Here is a 22,906-nt window from a genome sequence, read left to right as displayed (position 1 = left end):
TCAATGCGGAACGCCTGTGCGCCGAGATTGGAAGGGCTAGGGTCGAGCCATGGCCGATCTCGACGAACTCTTCAATCAGATTCCCACGCAAGAGATTGCCGGTAAGTTAGGCGTCGACGAAGGCGAAGTGAACAGCGCCATCAAGACCCTGGTGCCCGCCCTTGTCGGAGGAATCCAGCAGAACGTCGAGGCCGACCACATCGACTCCAGCAAGCTGGAATCCGACGTCGCTCAGCAGGGTGCCAGTGGCCTACTGGACGGCGGAGTCAATGTCGACCAGGTCGATGCGAACCAGGGCGACCAGTTCGTCGCACGGATCTTCGGCGGCAACGACAGCAATGCGGTCGCCTCGGCGCTCGCGGGCGGCGGCGCGGGCAACAGCGATCTGATCAAGAAGTTGCTGCCGATCCTCGCGCCGATCGTGCTGGCGTACATCGGCAAGCAGCTGACGAAGAATTCGGCGCCGGCCGAACCGCAGGCGCAGTCGTCGGGCGGCGGCGGCCTCGGCGACGTGCTGGGCAGCATCCTCGGCGGCGCGGGTGGCGGTGGCGGCGGAAACAATCCGCTGGGCAGCATCCTCGGCAGCGTGCTCGGCGGCGACAAGGGCGGCGCAATCGGCGACATCCTCGGCGGGCTGCTGGGCGGCAAGAAGTAGCTTTTTCTTCGCCACAAGACGCAAAAAGCCCCATTTCGTCGCCGTGTCGGGGCCTTTTACGTTCCCCTGCGGACCGCGTGGGCCCTGCTCGCGCTGTCTCCCTAGAATTGCCGGGTGACCGCCAGCCCCGAGAACTCCGCCGATGCCCTGCCCAAGTCCTGGGAGCCGGGCTCGGTGGAGAGCGATCTGTACGAGGGTTGGGTCAAGGCCGGCTACTTCAAGGCCGACCCCGCCAGCAGCAAGCCCGCATACTCGATCGCGCTTCCCCCGCCGAACGTGACCGGCAGCCTGCACATGGGCCATGCGCTGGACCACACATTGATGGACGCACTGACCCGGCGTAAGCGGATGCAGGGCTTCGAGGTGCTGTGGCTGCCCGGCATGGACCATGCGGGCATCGCCACTCAGACCGTGGTGGAGAAGCAACTCGCCGTCGACGGCAAGACCAAAGAGGACTTCGGCCGCGAGCTGTTCATCGAGAAGGTGTGGGACTGGAAGCGCGAATCCGGTGGCACCATCGCCGGGCAGATGCGCCGGCTCGGTGACGGCGTTGACTGGAGCCGCGACCGGTTCACCATGGACGAGGGCCTTTCGCGGGCGGTCCGCACGATCTTCAAGCGACTGTTCGATGCCGGGCTGATCTACCGCGCCGAGCGGCTGGTCAACTGGTCGCCGGTGCTACAGACCGCTGTCTCCGACCTCGAAGTCAAATACGAAGAGGTCGAGGGTGAGCTGGTGTCATTCCGATACGGCTCACTGGACGACAGCGAACCGCACATCGTGGTCGCCACCACGCGGGTCGAGACCATGCTGGGCGACACCGCGATCGCGGTGCACCCCGACGACGACCGCTACCGGCATCTGGTCGGCACGTCGCTGCCACACCCGTTCCTCGACCGGCAGATCACCATCGTCGCCGACGACCACGTCGACCCCGAATTCGGAACGGGCGCAGTCAAAGTCACGCCAGCCCACGACCCCAACGACTTCGAGATCGGCCTGCGCCATCAGCTGCCGATGCCGTCGATGTTGGACACCAAGGGCCGGATCACCGACACCGGAACCGAATTCGACGGCCTCGACCGCTTCGAAGCCCGCGTCAAGGTCCGCGAAGCACTGGCCGAGCAGGGCCGCATCGTCGAGGAGAAGCGCCCCTACCTGCACAGCGTCGGGCACTCTGAACGCAGCGGTGAAGTCATCGAGCCGCGGCTCTCGATGCAGTGGTGGGTCAAGGTCGAGTCGCTCGCCAAGGCCGCCGGTGATGCGGTTCGCGACGGCGACACCGTGATTCACCCGCCCAGCCTTGAGCCGCGCTGGTTCGCCTGGGTCGACAACATGCACGACTGGTGCATCTCTCGCCAGCTGTGGTGGGGCCACCGGATCCCGATCTGGCACGGCCCCGACGGTGAAACCGTGTGCGTGGGGCCCGACGAAACTCCGCCCGAGGGTTGGGAGCAGGACCCCGATGTGCTGGACACCTGGTTCTCCTCGGCGCTGTGGCCGTTCTCCACGCTGGGCTGGCCCGAGCACACCGACGACCTGGCGAAGTTCTATCCGACCACGGTGTTGGTGACCGGCTACGACATCCTGTTCTTCTGGGTCGCGCGGATGATGATGTTCGGCACATACGTCGCCGACGATCCCGCGATCACGGTCAACGGTAAACGCGGCCCGCAGGTGCCGTTCGAGAATGTGTTCCTGCATGGCCTGATTCGCGACGAGTTCGGCCGCAAGATGAGCAAGTCGCGCGGCAACGGCATCGACCCGCTGGACTGGGTCGAGCAGTTCGGTGCCGATGCGCTGCGCTTCACCCTCGCCCGGGGCGCCAGCCCAGGCGGCGACCTGACGATCGGCGAGGACCATGCGCGTGCATCGCGCAACTTCGCCACCAAGCTCTTCAACGCCACTCGATTCGCGTTGATGAACGGCGCCGCACCGGCCCCGCTGCCCGAGGCGTCGGAGCTGACCGACGCTGATCGTTGGATCCTCGGCCGGTTGGAAGAGGTTCGCACCGAGGTGGATTCGGCGTTCGACAGCTACGAGTTCAGCCGGGCCTGTGAATCGCTCTACCACTTCGCCTGGGACGAATTCTGCGACTGGTATGTCGAGCTCGCGAAGGTGCAGTTGGCCGAAGGTGTGCAACACACGACAGCGGTGCTGGCAGCGGTGCTGGACACCCTGCTGAAGCTGCTGCACCCGGTGATGCCGTTCGTCACTGAGGTGTTGTGGCGGACGCTGACCGGCGGCGAGTCGATCGTGATCGCCGACTGGCCGCAGCCGTCGGGCTTCGCGGTGGACCCGGTTGCCACGCAACGCATTGTCGATATGCAGAAGCTGATCACCGAGATCCGTCGCTTCCGCAGCGACCAGGGCCTCAACGACAGGCAGCGGGTGCCTGCGCGGTTGTCGGACACCGAGAACGCCGACCTGGTCGCGCAGATCCCCGCCGTGCGGGCACTGGCGTGGCTCACCGAAAGCGACGAGTCGTTCAGCCCGTCGGCCCACGTCGAGGTGCGTCTGACGCGCGGGACCGTCGTCGTCACGGTCGACACCTCGGGCACCGTCGACGTCGCCGCCGAACGACGCCGCCTCGAAAAGGATCTGGCTGCAGCGGAGAAGGAATTGGCAGGCACCGCAGGAAAACTCGGAAACGACGCGTTCCTGGCCAAGGCGCCGGCTGACGTCGTCGAAAAGATCCGCGCCCGTCAGCAGCTGGCCCGCGAAGAGGTGGACCGCATCAGCGCGAGGCTGGCCACCCTCACATGACTGACCCGGAGCCGCTCGGCCGGCCACATCCGGATGACGTCCCGACCCCGGACGAAATTGCCTCGCTGTTACAGGTCGAGCACCTGCTCGACCAGCGTTGGCCTGAAACGAAATTGGAGCCGAGCACCGCGCGCATCTCCGCACTGTTGGAGATGCTCGGCTCGCCGCAACTCGGCTATCCGTCGATCCACATCGCAGGCACCAACGGCAAGACATCGGTGGCCCGCATGGTCGACGCCTTGCTGACCGCGTTCAGCAGGCGCACCGGCCGCACCACCAGCCCGCATCTGCAGTCCGCGGTGGAACGGATATCGATCGACGGCAGGCCCATCAGTCCGGCCCAATACGTGGCCACCTATCAGGAGATTGAGCCGTTCGTGCAACTCGTCGACCAACAGTCGGAGGCGGCGGGCGGGCCTGCGATGAGCAAGTTCGAAGTCGTGACCGGGATGGCATTCGCCGCATTCGCCGACGCTCCAGTCGATGTCGCCGTCATCGAAGTCGGCCTCGGCGGACGCTGGGACGCCACCAACGTCGTCAACGCGCCGGTTGCGGTGATCACCCCCATTGGCGTGGACCACGCGGACTACCTCGGCGACACCATCGCCGAGATCGCGGGCGAAAAGGCGGGCATCATCACCAGGCAGGACGACGACCTGATGCCCACCGACACTGTCGCGATCATCGGCCGCCAGCTGCCCGAGGCAATGGAAGTTCTTCTGGCACAGGCGGTTCGCGTCGACGCCGCCGTGGCGCGCGAGGACTCCGAGTTCGCGGTGCTCGGCAGGCAGGTGGCCGTGGGTGGTCAGCTACTCGAACTGCAGGGCCTCGGCGGCGTGTACTCCGACGTCTTCATCCCGCTGCACGGTGAGCATCAGGCACACAACGCGGTGGTCGCGCTCGCCGCGGTCGAAGCGTTCTTCGGTGCAGGCGCGGACCGCCAGCTCGACATCGAAACAGTCCGTGCCGGGTTCGCCAGCGCTACCAGCCCGGGCAGGCTGGAACGGTTGCGCACCGCACCGACGGTGTTCATCGACGCGGCCCACAATCCTGCTGGCGCAACAGCACTCGCGCAGGCACTGCAGGAGGAGTTCGACTTCCGGTACCTCGTCGGCGTGGTTTCGGTGATGGCCGACAAGGACGTCGATGGCATCCTGACCGCCCTCGAGCCGGCCTTCGACCAGATCGTGGTGACCCACAACGGATCACCGCGCGCGCTCGACGTCGAGGCACTGGCGTTGCGCGCCGAGGAGCGGTTCGGACCGGAGCGTGTCGTCACCGCCACCACGTTGCCCGACGCGATCGAGACTGCCACGGCGCTCGTCGAGAGCAACGACGACCGAGGGTTCAGTGGCGCCGGTGTGGTGATCACCGGTTCGGTCGTCACCGCAGGCGCGGCGCGCACCCTGTTCGGGAAGGACCCAGAATGACCGAACAACCTCAAGCTCCCGACCCGTGGAAGAGCTTCCGCGGTGTCATGGCGGGCACGCTGATCCTGGAAGCCATCGTGGTGCTGCTGGCGCTGCCGGTCGTCGCGGCGGCCGACCACGGCTTGACGCCATTCACCGCTGGCTACTTGATCGGCTTCGCAATCGTGCTGGTGCTGCTGGCCGGCATCCAGGGCCGGCCATGGGCGATCTGGGTGAACGTCGCGGTGCAGGTGGTCCTGATCGCGGGCTGGCTGGTCAACGGCGCCGTCGGCTTCGTCGGCCTGATCTTCGCCGCCGTGTGGCTGTTCATCGCCTACCTGCGCGCCGAAGTGCTGCGCCGGCAGAAGCGCGGGCTCCTGCCGGGGCAGCAGCGGCCACCCAACTAGGCCAACGCGCGGGTCCGGCCCATACGGTGCCCAGCCCGAGCATGCCGACCCCGTACGCCGCGATCTGCACGGTTGGGTGGCATCCCGCTAGGCTGTCGGCCGTGACTGAGCGGACCCTCGTTTTGATCAAGCCCGACGGCGTGCAGCGGCGCCTGATCGGAGAGATCCTCGGCCGTATCGAAGGCAAGGGCCTGAGCGTCGCCGCGCTGGAACTGAAGAATGTCAGCGACGACCTTGCTCGCAGGCACTATGCCGAGCACGAGGACAAACCGTTTTTTGGATCGCTGCTGGAGTTCATCACCTCGGGGCCCGTCGTCGCGGCCATCGTGGAGGGCCCGCGGGCGGTTGCCGCGTTTCGCCAGATTGCCGGCGGCACCGATCCGGTTGAGAAGGCCGCGCCCGGCACAATCCGCGGTGACCTGGCGCTTATCACCCAGGACAACCTCGTGCACGGGTCCGACTCTCCCGAGTCCGCGGCCCGCGAGATCGAGCTCTGGTTTCCGGGTCTTTAGCTGCCGACAGCCGCAGCTTGTCCAGCCTTGTCGGTCTGGGACGCGTGATGTGGGATACTGGCCTCGGGTAGCCGGCCTGTTACGCGGGTCGGATGCCCGAATGAAGACTTAGACGTGCGCGACCATCGCCACCGCGGTGCGGCGCCGACCGTCCAGCCATCATTCAGACCGGCACCGAGACAGTTCCGACCAGGGGCTCCTCGGGGCGAGACCATAACAAGCTCGGGAGAAGTAGCCCGGGCCCATAGGGAAAGCCCTCGCGTGGCCGCGTCAGACAAGACGCGCCCGGGGGCTTGAGGAGAATACGTGGCCGAAGATGCGCCTAACCAAGACCTATCAGAAGAGACTCAGCCCAGCGGGGACCAGCCACAGGAGCTGACGGACTCGCAGGCCGAGCATCCCGCCGAGGACGCCCCCTCCGACGAAGTGTCCGGGGCCTCGCACGACTCGGCGAACTCCGAAGAGTCCGGTGACGCTGAGGAATCCGAGGACTCGGCGGAGGCCGAGCCGGAGTCGCGGTTGATTCTCGAGACGGCGCCCGAGGCCGAGCGGGCCGACTACCTACCGTTGTTCATGGCGCCGCAACCGGTCCAGGCGTCCTACGATCCCGACGCCGACGATGACGAGGACGACGAGGACGACGACGGCGGACCAGACTCCGACGACGACCAGGGGGACCGACCGGCTGCCCGGCGCCGCCGTCGGGGCCGTCGCGGTCGCGGACGTGGGCGTGGTGAGCAGAGCGACGACTCGGACGACAACGAGTCAGGCGACGGGCAGGCCGACGCCAAGAGAGACGACGATTCCAACGACGATTCGGACGAAGACGGCGGCGATGAGGAAGGCGGCACCGAGGGTGCCACCCGTCGGCGTCGCCGTCGTCGGCGCCGCAAGTCCGGTTCCGGGGACGACAGCGACGAAGCTTCATCGCCCGACGATCCGCCGAACACCGTGGTGCACGAGCGCGCGCCGCGTCGGTCAAGCAAGGCCGACACGGATGGCGGCAACGGCGAGATCCAGGGCATCAGCGGATCCACCCGGCTCGAGGCCAAGCGGCAGCGGCGCAGGGATGGCCGCGACGCGGGCCGACGCCGGCCGCCGATCCTGAGCGAGGCCGAATTCCTGGCGCGCCGCGAGGCCGTCGAGCGGACCATGGTGGTGCGCGACAAGGTCCGCACCGAGCCGCCGCACGAAGGCGCCCGCTACACGCAGATCGCGGTGATGGAAGACGGCGTCGTCGTCGAACACTTCGTCACCTCAGCCGCATCCGCCAGCCTGGTCGGCAATATCTATCTCGGCATCGTGCAGAACGTGCTGCCGTCGATGGAGGCCGCGTTCGTCGACATCGGCCGCGGCCGCAACGGCGTGCTGTACGCCGGCGAGGTGAACTGGGAGGCCGCAGGCCTCGGTGGGCAGAACCGCAAGATCGAACAGGCCCTCAAGCCGGGCGACTACGTCGTCGTCCAGGTCAGCAAGGATCCGGTCGGACACAAGGGCGCGCGGCTGACGACGCAGGTGTCGCTGGCCGGCCGCTACCTGGTCTACGTGCCGGGAGCGTCGTCGACCGGCATCAGCCGCAAGCTACCCGACACCGAACGGCAGCGGCTGAAGGAAATCCTGCGCGAGGTGGTGCCCGCCGACGCCGGCGTGATCATCAGAACCGCGTCGGAGGGCGTCAAGGAAGAAGACATCCGCACCGACGTCGAGCGGCTGCAGAAGCGCTGGACCGAGATCGAGGCCAAGGCCGCCGAGACCACCGAGAAGAAGGCCGGCGCCGCTATCGCGCTTTACGAAGAGCCCGACGTGCTGGTCAAGGTCATCCGCGACCTGTTCAACGAGGACTTCTCCGGGCTGATCGTATCCGGCGACGACGCGTGGAACACCATCAACGAGTACGTGAATTCCGTTGCGCCCGAACTTCTTCCGAGGCTGACGAAGTACGAGACGGCCGAAGACGGTCCGGATGTGTTCGCAGTGCACCGCATCGACGAGCAGTTGACCAAGGCGATGGACCGCAAGGTGTGGCTACCCTCGGGCGGCACGCTGGTGATCGACCGCACCGAGGCGATGACGGTCGTCGACGTGAACACCGGCAAGTTCACCGGTTCGGGCGGCAACCTGGAGCAGACGGTCACCCGCAACAACCTCGAGGCGGCCGAGGAGATCGTGCGCCAGCTACGGCTGCGCGACATCGGCGGCATCGTCGTCATCGACTTCATCGACATGGTCCTGGAATCCAACCGGGATCTGGTGCTGCGCAGGCTGACCGAGTCGCTGGCCCGCGACCGCACGCGCCATCAGGTCTCCGAGGTGACGTCGCTGGGACTGGTGCAGTTGACGCGAAAGCGGTTGGGCACCGGGCTGATTGAGGCGTTCTCGACGCCATGCCCGCACTGCGCGGGCCGGGGGATCATGCTCCACGGCGATCCGGTGGATTCCGTCTCGGCCGGCAGCCGCAAGTCGGACACCGGTGGGCGTCGCGGCAAGCGAGGCAAGAAGGGCGCCAAGGCCGACGACGTCCCGGTCGCGAAGGTTCCCGCGCATCCCGCCGGTGAGCATCCGATGTTCAAGGCGATGGCCGCGGCCAACGGTAAGCATGAGCACGGCGATGAAGACACCGACGGCGAGGTCGACGAGACCAAGGCCGCCAAGGAAGTCGCCGAGCTCGAGCCCGACACCATCCGCGAGGCCTATGTCGAGGCCGAGGACGAAGAGCTCGAGGACGAAGACTTCGACGAGTCTGATGAGGACGAGTCGGATGAGGACGAGTCTGATGAAGACGAGTCGGACGAAGACGAGTCCGATGAGGACGAGATCGACCTCGACGCCGACGACGAGGATGACGACATCGATGACGACATCGAGGTCATCAACGGCGACACCGATGACGACACAGAGTCGGACGACGACGAGTATGACGACGATGACACCGATGAGGACGACGACTCCGACGACGACTCGGATGACGAGCACTCGGATGACGACGAGTCTGACGAGGACGACTCCGACGAGGACGACGACAACGTCCACCAGCCCGCCGCGGTGAGCGCTGCGGGCGGTCGTCATCGCCGGCGCGCCGCCATGCGGCCCGCTGGTCCGCCGACCCACGACGGCTGAGCTCCGTGACCTGCGGTGATTTGACCCTGTAGGCGGGCCTCACGTACCCTGGACCAGTTGTCTTTCGGCTGACGCCGACGACAGCGGGCCCCACGTGGCTCCGCACCCAAGACCCGCGAGCGCACCAACCGGTAGCGCTTGCCCAGAGACGAAGAGGAACGATGGCGAGCTACGCAATCGTCAAGACCGGCGGCAAGCAGTACAAGGTCGCCGTCGGAGACGTCGTCAAGGTCGAGAAGCTGGACGCCGAGGCCGGTGCCAAGGTCTCGCTGCCCGTCGCTCTCGTCGTCGACGGCGCGAAGGTAACCGCCGACGCGAAGGCGCTGGAGAAGGTCGCCGTCGCCGCCGAGGTGCTCGAGCACACCAAGGGTCCCAAGATCCGCATCCACAAGTTCAAGAACAAGACCGGCTATCACAAGCGGCAGGGTCACCGTCAGCAGCTGACGGTCCTCAAGGTCACCGGCATCAAGTAGGAGGCGACGAAATGGCACACAAGAAGGGCGCTTCCAGCTCACGTAACGGTCGCGACTCCGCCGCCCAGCGGCTGGGCGTCAAGCGGTTCGGCGGCCAGATCGTCAAGGCCGGCGAGATCCTGGTCCGTCAGCGCGGCACCCACTTCCACCCCGGTGTGAACGTCGGCCGTGGCGGTGACGACACGCTGTTCGCGACCGCCCCCGGCGCGGTGGAGTTCGGCACCCGGCGCGGCCGCAAGACGGTCAGCGTGGTGCGACCGTCCGCTCCCCAGGTCTAGACCCCGGAGGGACTTCCGCGAACGCGAAGCTGGCTGCGACTTCTCTCGGGAAATCTCGCAACAGCTTCACACTCGGGAAGGACAGGCCATGCCCCGGTTCGTCGACCGCGTCGTCATCCACGCGAAGGCGGGCAACGGCGGTAACGGCTGCGCCTCGGTCCATCGGGAGAAGTTCAAACCCCTAGGCGGACCCGACGGCGGCAACGGCGGCCGCGGCGGCAGCATCGTCCTGGTCGTCGACCCGCAGGTGCATACCCTGCTCGATTTTCACTTCCACCCGAACGTTGTCGCGCCCTCCGGTAAGCAGGGAGCAGGCAGCAACCGCGACGGCGCGGCGGGTTCGGATCTCGAGGTCAAGGTTCCCGACGGCACCGTCGTGCTCGACGAGAACGGCCGCTTGCTCGCCGACCTCGTTGGGCCGGGCACCCGTTTCGAAGCCGCCGCGGGCGGGCGGGGTGGGCTCGGTAACGCCGCACTGGCATCGCGGGCCCGTAAGGCGCCGGGCTTCGCGCTGCTCGGCGAAAAAGGTCAGGCCCGCGATCTCACGCTGGAGCTGAAGACCGTTGCCGACGTCGGCCTGGTCGGGTTTCCGTCGGCGGGCAAGTCGTCGTTGGTGTCGACGATCTCCGCAGCCAAGCCAAAGGTCGCCGACTATCCGTTCACCACGCTGACGCCCAACCTCGGCGTGGTGTCGGCGGGGGAGCACACCTTCACCGTCGCTGATGTGCCGGGGTTGATCCCCGGCGCGTCCGAGGGCCGCGGTCTGGGCCTGGACTTCCTGCGACACATCGAACGCTGCGCGGTACTGGTGCACGTCGTGGACTGCGCGACGCTGGAGCCGGGCCGCGATCCGATCTCCGATATCGAGGCGCTGGAAGCCGAGCTGGCCGCGTATACCCCGACGCTGCAGGGCGATTCGACGCTGGGCGATCTGGCGGAGCGGCCGCGTGCGGTGGTGCTCAACAAGATCGACGTGCCCGACGCGCGGGAGCTGGCCGACTTCGTTCGCGACGAGATCGCCCGCCGCTTCGGCTGGCCGGTGTTCGAGGTGTCGACGGTGTCCCGAGAAGGATTGCGGCCGTTGACGTTCGCGCTGTGGGACATGGTGGCGACATACCGCGCCGCCCAGCCACCGATGGTGCCGCGACGGCCGGTGATTCGGCCGATCGCCGTGGACGAAAGCGGCTTCACCGTCGAGCCCGACGGCCAGGGTGGCTTCGTGGTGCGCGGGACGCGACCAGAACGGTGGATCAACCAAACCGACTTCAACAACGACGAGGCCGTCGGCTATCTCGGCGACCGGCTGGCCCGGCTCGGCGTCGAAGACGAACTGCTGCGGCTTGGCGCCAAGCCCGGCTGCGCGGTGACCATCGGCGACATGACGTTCGACTGGGAGCCGCAGACACCTGCAGGCGTTGACGTCACCTTGTCCGGCCGCGGCACCGACACGCGACTGGAACAGACCGACCGCGTCGGCGCCGACGAGCGGAAGGCGGCCCGCAAGCAACGCCGGGAGCAACAGCCATGAGCCCGCACCGCGAGGCCGTTCGGACCGCGCGCAGCATTGTCATCAAGGTCGGCACCACCGCGTTGACCGCGCCTTCCGGGGTGTTCGACGCGGGCAGGCTGGCCGTGTTGGCCGACGCCATCGAGGGCCGGATGAAAGCCGGTTCCGACGTGGTGATCGTGTCGTCGGGGTCGATCGCGGCGGGCATCGAGCCGTTGCGACTGTCCAAGCGACCCACCGATTTAGCAACCAAACAGGCTGCGGCAAGCGTCGGGCAGGTGGCGTTGGTGAACTCGTGGAGCACGGCGTTCGCGCGCTACCACCGAACCGTCGGCCAGGTGCTGCTTACTGCACACGACATCTCGCGACGGGTATCGCACACCAACGCCCAGCGGACGCTGGACCGGCTGCGTGCGCTGCACGCCGTCGCGATCGTCAACGAGAACGATACCGTGGCCACCAACGAGATCCGGTTCGGCGACAACGACCGGCTCTCGGCGCTGGTCGCCCATCTGGTGGGCGCCGACGCGTTGGTGCTGCTGTCGGATATCGACGGTCTCTACGACTCGGATCCGCGAAAAGGCAACGCGCGCTTCATCTCTGAGGTCTCTCGACCCGACGACCTCGATGGGGTGGTGGCGGGACAAGGTAGCCACCTGGGCACCGGCGGGATGGCATCGAAACTGTCGGCGGCGCTGCTGGCGTCTGACGCCGGCGTGCCGGTGCTGCTCGCAGCCGCGTCGGACGCTGCCACGGCGCTGGCCGATGCGTCGGTGGGCACCGTGTTCGCGCCGAGGGCCGAACGCATGTCGGCGCGCAGGTTCTGGGTGCGCTATGCGGCCGAGTCGGCGGGTGCGCTGACGCTCGATGACGGAGCGGTGCGCGCCGTTGTGCGGCAACGACGTTCGCTGCTGCCCGCAGGCATCACGGCGCTGTCGGGCCGGTTCTACGGCGGCGACGTCGTCGAGCTGCGATCGCAGGACGCCACCATGGTGGCGCGCGGCGTGGTGGCCTACGACCACAGTGAGCTGGCGACCATGCTGGGCCGCTCCACGTCGGAACTGCCCGCCGAAATGCGCCGTCCCGCAGTGCATGCCGACGATCTGGTCGCCGTCTAAGCGTTTTCGGTGTGCTTGGTCACGCTGAACGATACGAATCACGCCGAATTCGCAACGGCGGGAAGCTCGTCGGCCAGCAGCGCCAGCATCTCCGAGCAGCCGCTGTCGATCTTCACCGTTGCCAGGTCGTCGCCGCGCGTGCGGCCCCGGTTGATGATCGCGATCGGAATGCCCAGCGCGGCGGCGTGCCGGACGAAGCGGTACCCCGAGTACACCGTCAGCGATGACCCGGCGACCAGCAGCGCGTCGGCCCCGTCAACAAGCGAATACGCGTGCTCCACACGATCTTTCGGCACATTCTCGCCAAAGTAGACGATGTCGGGTTTGAGCATCCCGCAGCACGCCGGGCAGTCGATGATCCGAAACGACGTGGTGTCGCCGATCACGGCATCGGCGTCAGGAGCGACGGCGATGCCGCCGATCGCCTCGGCCCGCTCGACGAAGCCGGGGTTGGCGTCATCCAGTAGCACGGCCAACGCGGTGCGTGACAAGGTGTGACCGCAATCCAGGCAGATCACCTGTGCGTAGGTGCCGTGCAGGTTGATCACCGTGCGGCTGCCCGCCTTGGTGTGCAGCAGGTCGACGTTCTGGGTGATCACGCCGGACACCACGCCGGCGTGTTCGAGCTCGGCCACTGCACGGTGACCGGCGTTGGGCAGCGTCGCGTCCATGTGTTGCCAGCCGATGTGGTTGCGCGCCCAGTACCGCTGCCGAAACGCCGCATCGGAGGTGAACTGGCGGATCGTCATCAGGTTGCTCGGCGGCGAGTCCGGGCCTCGGTAATCGGGGATGCCCGAATCCGTCGACATCCCCGCGCCCGTGAGCACCGCAACACGCCGTCCGTCCAACAGGGCGACGAGTTCCGGTGCTTCCACGCTGTCCAGGCTAGGCGATCCGATCAGGCAGGTTGGTGCTGCTCCTGGTCCTCGGTGCGCTCGGCGCCTTCGAGCCCCGGCTCGTCGTCACCGTCGTAGTCCTCGTCCTCATCCACGAGGATCGTCTCGATGACCTCGACGCGCTTCTCCGTCGGATGGTCCGCCGACAGCGGCACCGTCACCGTCAGGATGCCCCGGTCGTAGGTGGCGTTGATGTCGTCCTCGTCGGCGCCGGCGGGCAATGCCACGGTCCGCGCGAACGAGCCGTACGAGAATTCGGAATGCCCGTTGGACTCGCCGGCCTGGGTGCGCTCGGCCTTGATCGTGAGCCGGCCATCGTGAACGGTCACTTCAATGTCATCGGTGGGGTCGACGCCAGGCAGCTCGGCGCGCACCTCGTAGCACCCGTCCTTGGTCTCGTCCTCGAGACGCATCGCGTTGCCGTCGAAGAACGAGCGCAGGCTCGCGAGGCCGGCGAAGGTGGCGAAGCCAGAAAAAGGATTGAAGAGCTGAGGCAGCTCCGGCAGCAAGGGGCGCGACTGACGTTGAACAGCAAGCTGATTCACGATTCCTCCAGGGTTGGGCGGTCTGATTCACGATGCTCGACGCAATCAAAATCGACGGATCGCGTGCGATGCCTACGGGCGAACGGCAGACCAACACGAGCCCGTATCCGGGCTCAACCCAGGCACTTCTCGGCCGGCACGATCTCGGCGTGCATGTTCTTGTGCATCATCGTCAGCGCGGCGTCGCTGAGTTCGGGATCGATATGCGCGACGGCGTCCGGCGCGATGACGACCTCGAAGTGGCGCACATACGCGTCGAGGGCGGTGTAGAGGATGCACTGCTCGGTGACTTGACCGGTGAGGATCAGCTTTTTCGCCTCCAGCCTGGTCAACAAATAGTCCAGCGAGCTGGCGTAAAACGCGCTGTGCCGCACCTTGAGCAGCCGCTGGCAACCTTCGGGGGGCGCGATCGGCGAGATCAGCTCGGGTCGGTTGCCGTGCAGTGCGGCCTCGACGAGATCGTCGAATTCGGCGGTGAAGTCACCGTAGTTGTCGTTGACGTAGATCAAGTCGACGTCGTCTCGGTCACATGTCCGCGAAATCAGCTCCGCGAGCGGGTCGACGATGTCGGCGACATTGTCTGCCAGCACGTCTGCATCCTCGTGCCCATACGTATTCAGCATGTCGATGACCAGCACCGCGACGTCACTCATAGCGTCTTGCATACCCCGATACGTTTTCGGGCAACAATTAGGCATGGACTTTTACTCGGCGTACCACCAGGGCTTCGTTCGGGTGGCCGCGTGCACACACCACACGGCCATCGCCGACCCAGCTGCCAACGCCGAGTCAGTGCTGCGGGTGGCCAAGGCCTGCCACGACGACAGCGTCGCGGTGGCCGTCTTCCCGGAGCTCACGCTGTCCGGGTATTCGATCGAGGACATCCTGCTGCAGGACACCTTGCTCGACTCGGTCGAGGACGCCCTGCTCGATGTGGTGGTCGCCTCGGCCGAATTGATGCCGGTGTTGGTGGTCGGCGCACCGCTGCGCTATCAGCACCGGATCTACAACACCGCTGTGGTGATTCATCGCGGCCGCGTGCTCGGTGTCGTGCCGAAGTCCTACCTGCCGACGTATCGCGAGTTCTACGAGCGACGTCAGGTGGCGGCAGGCGACATGGTGCGCGGGACTCTCCGGATGGGTGATGCCGACGTGCCGTTCGGGCCCGACCTGCTTTTCACCGCGGCGGACCTCCCCGACTTTGTGCTCCATGTCGAGATCTGTGAGGACATGTTCGTACCGATCCCGCCGAGTGCGCAGGCGGCGCTCGCGGGCGCCACGGTGTTGGCAAACCTTTCCGGCAGTCCGATCACCATCGGGCGGGCCGAAGATCGTTGCCTGCTGGCGCGGTCCGCGTCGTCGCGATGCTTGGCCGCCTATGTCTACGCCGCGGCGGGAGAGGGGGAGTCGACAACCGACCTGGCGTGGGATGGCCAGACGATGGTGTGGGAGAACGGGGTGTGTCTCACCCAGTCCGAGCGATTCCCGTTGGGGGACAGGCGTTCTGTTGCCGACGTCGATCTGGAGCTGCTGCGCTCCGAGCGGCTACGGATGGGCACGTTCGACGACAACCGCATCCATCATGGCATCAACGCGCAGTCGTTTCGGCGGGTGGAGTTCAAGCTTGACCCGCCAACCGGGGACATCGGGCTGTACCGCGAGGTCGAGCGATTCCCGTTCGTGCCCGCGGATCCCTCACGGTTGGAACAGGATTGCTACGAGGCCTACAACATCCAGGTCGCCGGTCTGGAGCAGCGGCTGCGCGCGCTGAACTACCCGAAGGTCGTGCTCGGCTTGTCCGGCGGACTGGATTCCACGCACGCCCTGATCGTCGCCGCCCGCGCGATGGACCGGGAGGACCGCCCGCGCAGCGACATCCTTGCGTTCACCTTGCCCGGGTTCGCGACGGGAGAACGCACCAAGAGCAACGCGATTCGGCTCGCCGAAGCACTGGGCGTGACGTTTGAGACCATCGACATCAAGGCCACCGCGGAGCTGATGCTCAAGGAGATGGATCATCCGTTTGCGCGCGGCGAAAAGGTTTACGACGTCACGTTCGAAAACGTGCAGGCCGGGTTGCGCACCGACTATCTGTTCCGGCTGGCCAACCAGCGCGCCGGCATCGTGCTGGGCACCGGCGACCTGTCCGAACTTGCGTTGGGCTGGTCCACATACGGTGTGGGCGACCAGATGTCGCACTACAACGTCAACGGTGGCGTGCCGAAGACATTGATCCAGCATCTGATCCGCTGGGTGATCTCGTCACGCCAGTTCGACGACGCGGTCAACGAGGTACTGCAGTCCGTTCTGGACACCGAGATCAGCCCAGAGTTGGTCCCGGCGGGCGAGGACGAGGAGATTCAGTCCAGCGAGTCCAAGGTGGGACCGTATGTGCTGCAGGACTTTTCACTGTTTCAGGTGTTGCGCTTCGGATTCCGGCCATCCAAGGTGGCATTCCTGGCGTGGCATGCGTGGAGCGACGCCGAGCGTGGCGACTGGCCGGTCGGTTTCCCGGACAGTAAGCGGCCTGCCTACTCGCTGAAGGAGATTCGGCACTGGCTGCAGGTGTTCGCGCAACGGTTTTACTCGTTCGCGCAATTCAAGCGCTCGGCGATGCCGAACGGGCCGAAGGTGTCGCACGGCGGTTCGTTGTCGCCGCGTGGTGACTGGCGGGCGCCGTCGGACATGTCAGCGCGGATCTGGCTGGACGAGATCGAACGCGAAATCCCCGAAGACTAGCGCTCGTAGGTACCCGTCAGCGCACCGCGGGCGACGACTTGGCCAACAATGGCGGCCAGAATTGCTTTGTGTACCTCTCATCAGCAGCAAGGGTCCCCGCGCCAGGCGTTGACGCCTTCCCGCGCCGCAATCGCGGCGATGCCAAGTGCGGCGACCGGATCGGCCCACGACCAACCCCACAGGCTGTTGAGCACAAGGCCCGCCAGCAGGATCGCCGACAGATACGTGCACAACAGCGTCTGTTTGGAGTCGGCGACGGCGGACAACGAACCCAGCTCGCGGCCTGTGCGGCGCTGCGTCACCGAGAGCGCAGGCATGATGACGAGGCTTGCCGCCGCGAGCACGATGCCGATCAGCGATGGTCGCGGCTCGCCGATGCCGAACAGCGACAGCACCGCGTCAACAGCAACGTACGCGGCAAGCGCGAAGAACGACATCGCGATGAACCGCAGCGCGGCCTTCTCCCGCGACTCGGGGTCCTTGGCCGAGAACTGCCATGCGACCGCTGCGGCCGAGGAGATCTCGACGACCGAGTCGAGCCCGAAGCCGATCAACGCCGACGACGACACTCGCGTGCCTTCGGCCAGCGCGATCACGCCCTCGATCACGTTGTAGGAGATCGTCGCGGCGACCAGCAGCCGGATTCGGCGCTGCAGCGTCTGGCGTCGCGTGCCTACCGGAGCCGACATCAGCAAGAGCAGGTCGGGTCGACCGCGAGCACGAGGCCGACCAGATCGTCGAGGGCATGCGCGATCCGCTTGTCGGCGAGCTCATATCGGCTGCGCCGGCCCTCCGGTTGCGCCACCACCAGACCGCAGCCACGCAGGCAGGCCAGATGGTTCGACAGGATCTGCCGCGACACCCCGATCTTTTCGGCCAGCTCCGACGGATAGGCCGGCCCGTCGCGCAGCGTCAGCAGAATCTCGGTCCTCGTCGCATCGGACAGCGCGTAACCGAATCGCGCCAGGGCATCGCGGTGCATCACTGTCTGCATACGCCAGACAGTACAGCAGATTCTGTACTATCCGCTTGCGACTTGGGCGTGAAAAGTTGCGCTTATGAGCGCTACATATCACGCCGAAATCGCTCTAGAGGCGACCGTCGATCCGAAGGTCCGGGTGTACCCAGTCCGGCGAGCGGCGCTCCTTGAACGCGCGGAAACCTTCGAGCGCCTCCGGTGACGAGTAGCTGGCCTGCATGCCGATGCGGTCGAACAGCCCCATGTAGGTGTCCAGGCTGGACTTCACCACGCTGCGCGCCGCCGGTGCCGTCCTGCAGCACTGGCCGAGCACGTCGCGGGCCTCGTCGAGCAGCGAGTCGTGTGGCACCACCCGCGTGACCATGCCCCACTCCCGAGCTTCGGCCGCGCTCAACGTCCGGCCGGTGAACATCAGATCCCGGGTGCGCACCGGACCGATCAGCCGCGCCAGCATGTGGCTGTAGTAGGTGTCGGCGATGCCGCGCAACAGCTCGGGCACGCGGAATGTCGCGCGGTCGCTGACCACGGTCATGTCGCTGCACAGCGCGATCTGCAGCCCGCCGCCCTGACACAAACCATTGACCGCGGACACCACCGGCTTTACCGACTGCCGCAGCACCTCGAACGGCGTGACGTCCATGCCCAACGCGGACCCGAACGTCAACCAGTTGTCCGAGCCGTCGCCGCCACCCATGTCGCCGCCTGGCGCGAATACGTCGCCGGTGCCGGTGATGAGGAGGCCTGCGAGGTCGGGGTCAGCGTCGACGTGCCGGACCGCGTAGCGGATGCCGAAGTACATGGCGGGCGTCATCGCATTGCGCGCCTCGGGCCGGTCCAGCGTGCACACGCCGAACGGGCCCTCGCGGGTGAAGCGCAGATACGGCGTGCCGAGCCAATCGCCCTCAGGTGGACGTGGCGTGGTTGTCGTCATATCTGCCTTTCCTCGGCCTTTCGGTTGGTCACCGCGTCATCGATCGCCTCGGCGTATGGGGCGCAGTCGCCGGCTCCAGGGACGAGCGTCGACAAAGCGCCTGCCGCACACGCGCGCCGCAGCGCGGCCTCGTGGCCGTCCAGCCAGTCAGCGGCCAGCACCCCGGCAAAAACATCGCCAGCGCCGGTGGTGTCGACGGCCTCGACGGCGGGGGCGCGTACGTCGAATCGTTCGTCCTCGCCGAGATAGCTCGCGCCGCGCGCGCCGCGGGTGATAACCAGATGCGGCACGGGCCAATGCCATTCGCGTGCTTCGGCTTCGTTCACGACGACGACATCGGCCAGCTCGGAAAGGGCAAGCAGCTGGTGCGGCGCAGCGCCGGCCGGTGAGGCGTTGAGCATCACCACCGCGTCGGCGGCCCGGGCGACTCCCGCGGCTGCAATGGCTGTCGCGATCGGGATCTCCAGTTGCAGCAGCACGACGTCGCTGTCGGCGATCACCGCGCGGACGTCGGCGGACGTCACGGTCAAGTGGGCGTTCGCGCCGGGCGCCACGACAATCGTGTTCTCCGCCGCGGCGTCGACGACGATCACCGCCGAGCCGCTGGGTCCGGGCAGGCTGACGACGCCGTCCAGCCCGACCTCGTTGTCGCGAAGGTGAGCGCGTAACTGATCTGCCGCGGCGTCGCTGCCGAGCGCCGCGACCAGTTGCACCGCCGCGCCCGCGCGGGCCGCGGCCACCGCCTGATTGCCGCCTTTGCCGCCAGGCGCCGACGACAGCGAGGACGCGAGAACGGTCTGGCCGGGCCGCGGCAGCGAATCGACGGTGAAAGTGAGGTCGGCGTTGACACTGCCCACTACGCAGACCCGCGCGACCATAACTGTCAACGCTAACGCAGCCGGGCCCGACCTGACACCCGTCGAGCGGCCCGGGCATGTCCGATACGCTGGGTGAATGAGTGTGCAGGCAGCAGCCGTCTCCGGCTTGCGCGAGCAAGTGCACGACGCCGCGCGACGGGCGCGGGTCGCCGCTCGCGAATTGGCCATCTGGAGCACCGAGACCAAGAACTCCGCCCTGCACGCCGCGGCCGACAATCTGCTGCGCGACGCGGGCGCCATCCTCGCCGCCAACGCCGAGGACCTGGCTGCCGCCAAGGCGGCGGGCACGCCGGAGGCGATGCTCGACCGGCTCGCACTGAACCCGAACCGCATCGACGGCATCGCCTCAGGTCTGCGTCAGGTCGCTGGCCTGCCCGACCCGATCGGGGAGGTGCTGCGCGGGCGCACACTGCCCAACGGGCTACAGCTCCGACAGCAGCGGGTTCCGCTCGGCGTGGTCGGCATCGTCTACGAAGGCAGGCCGAACGTCACGGTCGACGCGTTTGGGCTGACGCTCAAGTCAGGCAACGCGGTGCTGCTGCGCGGCAGTTCGTCGGCGGCGCGGTCGAATGCCGCTCTGGTCAAGGCACTTCGCGATGCGCTGGAACTCGAGAACCGCAACCCCGACGCGGTGCAGTTGCTGCCCAGCGAGGACCGCGCCAGCGTCACGCATCTGATTCAGGCGCGGGGGCTCGTCGACGTGGTGATCCCTCGTGGTGGAGCAGGGCTGATCGACGCGGTGGTGCGCGACGCCATGGTGCCGACCATCGAGACCGGTGTTGGCAATTGCCATGTGTACGTTCATGAATCGGCCGACCTCGATGTGGCCGAGCACATCCTGCTGAACGCCAAGACCCGTCGGCCCAGCGTGTGTAACGCCGCTGAGTCGCTGCTGATCGACAGCTCGATCGCCGAGCACGCGGTGCCGCGGCTGACCAAGGCGCTGAAGGACGCCGGCGTCACCGTGCACGACGACCCGTCCGAGGAAGAACTGCGCGCAGAGTTCCTGTCGATGGACATCGCGCTCGCGGTGGTCGATGGGCTGGACGCGGCGATCGCGCACATCAACGAATACGGCACAGGGCACACCGAGGCCATCGTTGCGACGAATCTCGCTGCGGCCCAAAGATTCAGCGAGCGCGTCGACGCGGCCGCGGTGATGGTCAACGCGTCGACGGCGTTCACCGACGGTGAGCAATTCGGGTTTGGCGCCGAGATCGGCATCTCGACCCAGAAGCTGCACGCCCGCGGACCGATGGGCCTGCCCGAATTGACGTCAACCAAGTGGATTGTGTGGGGCGACGGCCACACCCGTCCCGTCTAAGGAGCACATGTGAGCGTCCCCGCACGCCCAGCGCCGCTGTTCGCCGACATTGACGATGTCGCGCGACGGCTCGCCGAGACCGGCTACCTGCCCGACACCGCAACGGCCACAGCGGTATTCCTCGCCGACCGGCTGGGCAAGCCGCTGTTGGTGGAGGGCCCCGCGGGTGTCGGCAAGACCGAGCTGGCACGCGCGGTCGCGCAGTGCACGGGATCCGGGCTGGTGCGGCTGCAGTGCTACGAGGGAGTTGACGAAGCGCGCGCACTCTACGAGTGGAACCACGCCAAGCAGATCCTGCGGATCCAGGCCGGGCACGGCGACTGGGAACAGACAAAAACCGACGTGTTCAGCGAGGAATTTTTGCTGACGCGCCCGCTGCTGACCGCGATCCGGCGCACCGAACCGACGGTGCTGCTGATCGACGAGACGGACAAGGCCGACATCGAGATCGAGGGACTTCTGCTCGAGGTGCTGTCCGACTTCGCGGTCACCGTGCCGGAATTGGGCACTATCACCGCCGAACGCCCGCCGTTCGTCCTGCTGACCTCCAATGCCACGCGGGAGTTGTCCGAGGCGCTGAAGCGTCGATGCTTGTTCCTACACATCGACTTTCCCGATCCCGACCTCGAACGCCGCATCCTGCTGTCGCGGGTTCCCGAGTTGCCCGAACATCTAGCCCAGGAACTGGTCAAGATCATCGGTGTGCTGCGCGGCATGCAGCTCAAGAAGCTGCCGTCGGTGGCCGAGACCATCGACTGGGGGCGCACGGTGCTGGCGCTCGGCATGGACACCATCGACGACGAGGTGATCGCGGCGACGCTCGGCGTGGTGCTCAAGCATCAGTCCGATCAGGTCAAGGCCGCAGGGGAGCTGAGGCTGAACTGATGGCCGCTCGCCGCGTCCGCCCGCCTCAGCCGCTGGCCCCCAACGGAATCCCCGGCCACCTGGTCGAATTCGTGGAAGCGCTACGTAAGCAAGGGATTTCGGTAGGACCGTCGGAGACCGTCGACGCCGGCCGGGTGCTGTCGGTGTTGGGCCTCGGAGACCGTGAGGCGCTGCGCGAGGGCTTCGCATGCGCGGTGCTACGCCGCTCCGATCACCGCGACACCTACGACGCGATGTTCGACTTGTTCTTCCCGGCGGCACTCGGCGCCAGAACAGTGCTGGATGATGACGAGGAGGCAGAGGACGAGCAGGGCCTGCCCCCGGAGGACATCGAGGCGCTGCGCACCGCACTGGTCGACATGCTCAGCGAGAACGCCGATCTGGCCAACATGGATGAGCGGTTGGCGGCGATGATCGCACAGATCGTCGAAGCCTATGGCCGCTATCAGTCCAGCCGCGGCCCGTCGTACTCGTCGTATCAGGCGCTCAAGGCCATGAGCCTGGACGACCTCGAAGGCCGGCTGCTGGCGGGGCTGCTCGCGCCTTACGGCGACGAGCCGACGCCTACACAGGAAGAGATCGCCAAAGCGCTTGCTGCCCAACGTATCTCACAGCTGCGCAAGATGGTCGAGGCAGAGACCAAGCGCCGCACCGCCGAGCAGCTGGGCCGCGAACATGTGCAAATGTACGGCGTCCCGCAGCTCGCCGAGAACGTCGAATTCCTGCGGGCCTCAGGCGAACAGTTGCGCAACATGCGGCGGGTGGTGGCGCCGCTGGCGCGCACGCTCGCGACGCGGCTTGCTGCACGCAGGCGTCGGTCCCGCGCCGGTGAGATCGATATGCGCAAGACGCTGCGCAAGTCGATGTCGACGGGCGGCGTGCCGATCGACGTGGTGCTGAAGAAGCCGCACCCCGCGCGCCCCGAATTGGTCGTGTTGTGCGACGTGTCCGGTTCGGTGGCGGGCTTCAGCCACTTCACTCTGATGCTGGTGCACGCGTTGCGTCAGCAGTTCTCGCGCGTTCGCGTTTTCGCGTTCATCGACACCACCGACGAGGTGACGCAGTTGTTCGGGCCCGACTCCGATCTCGCGGTCGCGGTGCAGCGCATCACCCGTGAGGCCGGTGTGTACACCCGCGACGGCCACTCCGACTACGGCAACGCGTTCGTCTCGTTCATGGAGAAGTGGCCGAACGTGCTCTCGCCACGCAGCTCGCTGCTGGTGCTCGGCGACGGGCGCAACAACTACCGCAACCCGGAGACCGAGCTGCTGGCCCACATGGTCAACGCCAGCCGGCACGCGCACTGGCTGAATCCCGAGCCCAGGCACCTGTGGGGCAGCGGCGACTCGGCGGTGCCGCGGTATCAGGACGTCATCACGATGCACGAATGCAGGTCGGCCAAGCAGCTGGCAGGAGTCATCGACGCGCTGCTGCCCGTCTAATTCCGCCGAACGTGGGTTACCCGCACGCTTTGGTGGGGGCGAAAG

20 protein-coding genes and 1 pseudogene are annotated in these 22,906 nt (G+C 66.8%); 14 read left to right on the top strand and 7 right to left on the bottom strand.

Features of this window, described 5'->3' with window-relative positions; all coding sequences use genetic code 11:
- Nucleotides 1-49 precede the first annotated feature (49 nt).
- The 10 genes from MYCSM_RS20310 to proB all read left to right on the top strand — a co-directional run bounded on the left by MYCSM_RS20310 (nt 50) and on the right by proB (nt 12,242).
- On the top strand, nt 50-655 hold the full coding sequence (locus tag MYCSM_RS20310; protein WP_015308040.1) for a DUF937 domain-containing protein: 606 nt from the start codon (nt 50-52) through the stop codon (nt 653-655).
- 114 nt (nt 656-769) lie between these two features.
- Nucleotides 770-3,421: a valine--tRNA ligase gene (locus tag MYCSM_RS20305; protein WP_015308039.1), complete on the top strand. Its 2,652-nt coding sequence runs from the start codon at nt 770-772 to the stop codon at nt 3,419-3,421.
- Complete coding sequence (folC, locus tag MYCSM_RS20300) at nt 3,418-4,851, top strand: bifunctional tetrahydrofolate synthase/dihydrofolate synthase (RefSeq protein WP_015308038.1); 1,434 nt, start codon at nt 3,418-3,420, stop codon at nt 4,849-4,851. Before MYCSM_RS20305 ends, folC begins: the two co-directional genes overlap by 4 nt.
- Nucleotides 4,848-5,237, top strand: coding sequence for a DUF4233 domain-containing protein (locus MYCSM_RS20295; RefSeq protein WP_015308037.1), 390 nt, complete (start codon nt 4,848-4,850; stop codon nt 5,235-5,237). Before folC ends, MYCSM_RS20295 begins: the two co-directional genes overlap by 4 nt.
- Before the next feature lie 101 nt (nt 5,238-5,338).
- On the top strand, nt 5,339-5,749 hold the full coding sequence (gene ndk / locus MYCSM_RS20290) for a nucleoside-diphosphate kinase (protein WP_041312469.1): 411 nt from the start codon (nt 5,339-5,341) through the stop codon (nt 5,747-5,749).
- Nucleotides 5,750-6,055: 306 nt separating this feature from the next.
- Complete coding sequence (locus tag MYCSM_RS20285) at nt 6,056-8,866, top strand: Rne/Rng family ribonuclease (protein WP_015308035.1); 2,811 nt, start codon at nt 6,056-6,058, stop codon at nt 8,864-8,866.
- 161 nt (nt 8,867-9,027) lie between these two features.
- Nucleotides 9,028-9,339: a 50S ribosomal protein L21 gene (rplU, locus tag MYCSM_RS20280; RefSeq protein ID WP_015308034.1), complete on the top strand. Its 312-nt coding sequence runs from the start codon at nt 9,028-9,030 to the stop codon at nt 9,337-9,339.
- Between the two features lie 11 nt (nt 9,340-9,350).
- Nucleotides 9,351-9,617, top strand: a complete 267-nt coding sequence (rpmA, locus tag MYCSM_RS20275) for a 50S ribosomal protein L27 (protein WP_015308033.1) — start codon at nt 9,351-9,353, stop codon at nt 9,615-9,617.
- Nucleotides 9,618-9,705: 88 nt separating this feature from the next.
- The gene (obgE, locus tag MYCSM_RS20270) at nt 9,706-11,145 is read left to right on the top strand and encodes a GTPase ObgE (RefSeq protein WP_015308032.1); all 1,440 of its coding nucleotides are present in this window, start codon (nt 9,706-9,708) and stop codon (nt 11,143-11,145) included.
- Nucleotides 11,142-12,242: a glutamate 5-kinase gene (gene proB / locus MYCSM_RS20265; protein ID WP_015308031.1), complete on the top strand. Its 1,101-nt coding sequence runs from the start codon at nt 11,142-11,144 to the stop codon at nt 12,240-12,242. Before obgE ends, proB begins: the two co-directional genes overlap by 4 nt.
- A gap of 38 nt (nt 12,243-12,280) precedes the next feature.
- On the opposite strand, the gene MYCSM_RS20260 is transcribed toward proB, so the two are convergent.
- The 3 genes and pseudogenes from MYCSM_RS20260 to MYCSM_RS20250 all read right to left on the bottom strand — a co-directional run bounded on the left by MYCSM_RS20260 (nt 12,281) and on the right by MYCSM_RS20250 (nt 14,336).
- Nucleotides 12,281-13,117, bottom strand: a complete 837-nt coding sequence (locus MYCSM_RS20260; protein WP_015308030.1) for an NAD-dependent protein deacetylase — start codon at nt 13,115-13,117, stop codon at nt 12,281-12,283.
- A gap of 119 nt (nt 13,118-13,236) precedes the next feature.
- Nucleotides 13,237-13,686, bottom strand: a pseudogene (locus MYCSM_RS20255) (Hsp20/alpha crystallin family protein); the annotation flags it as partial.
- Between the two features lie 110 nt (nt 13,687-13,796).
- On the bottom strand, nt 13,797-14,336 hold the full coding sequence (locus MYCSM_RS20250; protein ID WP_015308028.1) for a cysteine hydrolase family protein: 540 nt from the start codon (nt 14,334-14,336) through the stop codon (nt 13,797-13,799).
- A 43-nt stretch (nt 14,337-14,379) separates the two neighbouring features.
- Between MYCSM_RS20250 and MYCSM_RS20245 the strand changes: the two genes are divergently transcribed.
- Entirely contained in the window at nt 14,380-16,422 is a 2,043-nt protein-coding gene (locus MYCSM_RS20245) for an NAD(+) synthase (protein ID WP_015308027.1), read from the top strand.
- Between the two features lie 80 nt (nt 16,423-16,502).
- On the opposite strand, the gene MYCSM_RS20240 is transcribed toward MYCSM_RS20245, so the two are convergent.
- The 4 genes from MYCSM_RS20240 to MYCSM_RS20225 all read right to left on the bottom strand — a co-directional run bounded on the left by MYCSM_RS20240 (nt 16,503) and on the right by MYCSM_RS20225 (nt 19,210).
- Nucleotides 16,503-17,111 carry a cation transporter gene (locus MYCSM_RS20240; RefSeq protein ID WP_015308026.1) on the bottom strand — a complete coding sequence of 203 codons (609 nt, stop codon included), beginning with the start codon at nt 17,109-17,111 and terminating at the stop codon, nt 16,503-16,505.
- Nucleotides 17,111-17,416, bottom strand: a complete 306-nt coding sequence (locus tag MYCSM_RS20235; RefSeq protein WP_015308025.1) for an ArsR/SmtB family transcription factor — start codon at nt 17,414-17,416, stop codon at nt 17,111-17,113. Before MYCSM_RS20235 ends, MYCSM_RS20240 begins: the two co-directional genes overlap by 1 nt.
- Before the next feature lie 94 nt (nt 17,417-17,510).
- Nucleotides 17,511-18,332 (bottom strand): enoyl-CoA hydratase/isomerase family protein, encoded by an 822-nt coding sequence (locus tag MYCSM_RS20230; RefSeq protein WP_015308024.1) that lies wholly within the window; start codon nt 18,330-18,332, stop codon nt 17,511-17,513.
- Complete coding sequence (locus MYCSM_RS20225) at nt 18,329-19,210, bottom strand: ribokinase (protein WP_015308023.1); 882 nt, start codon at nt 19,208-19,210, stop codon at nt 18,329-18,331. Before MYCSM_RS20225 ends, MYCSM_RS20230 begins: the two co-directional genes overlap by 4 nt.
- Nucleotides 19,211-19,286: 76 nt before the next feature.
- On the opposite strand from MYCSM_RS20225, the gene MYCSM_RS20220 reads away from it, so the two are divergent.
- Genes MYCSM_RS20220 through MYCSM_RS20210 form a run of 3 tightly spaced genes read left to right on the top strand, consistent with a single transcriptional unit; the run spans nt 19,287 to nt 22,861 of the window.
- Entirely contained in the window at nt 19,287-20,534 is a 1,248-nt protein-coding gene (locus MYCSM_RS20220) for a glutamate-5-semialdehyde dehydrogenase (protein ID WP_015308022.1), read from the top strand.
- Between the two features lie 9 nt (nt 20,535-20,543).
- Nucleotides 20,544-21,419 (top strand): AAA family ATPase, encoded by an 876-nt coding sequence (locus MYCSM_RS20215; RefSeq protein WP_015308021.1) that lies wholly within the window; start codon nt 20,544-20,546, stop codon nt 21,417-21,419.
- Nucleotides 21,419-22,861 carry a vWA domain-containing protein gene (locus MYCSM_RS20210; protein WP_015308020.1) on the top strand — a complete coding sequence of 481 codons (1,443 nt, stop codon included), beginning with the start codon at nt 21,419-21,421 and terminating at the stop codon, nt 22,859-22,861. The genes MYCSM_RS20215 and MYCSM_RS20210 overlap by 1 nt, the downstream gene beginning before the upstream one ends.
- Nucleotides 22,862-22,906 lie beyond the last annotated feature (45 nt).

Source organism: Mycobacterium sp. JS623 (genome assembly GCF_000328565.1).
In the GTDB taxonomy this organism is placed as follows: domain Bacteria; phylum Actinomycetota; class Actinomycetes; order Mycobacteriales; family Mycobacteriaceae; genus Mycobacterium.
This window is presented reverse-complemented; position numbering and strand designations above follow the sequence as displayed.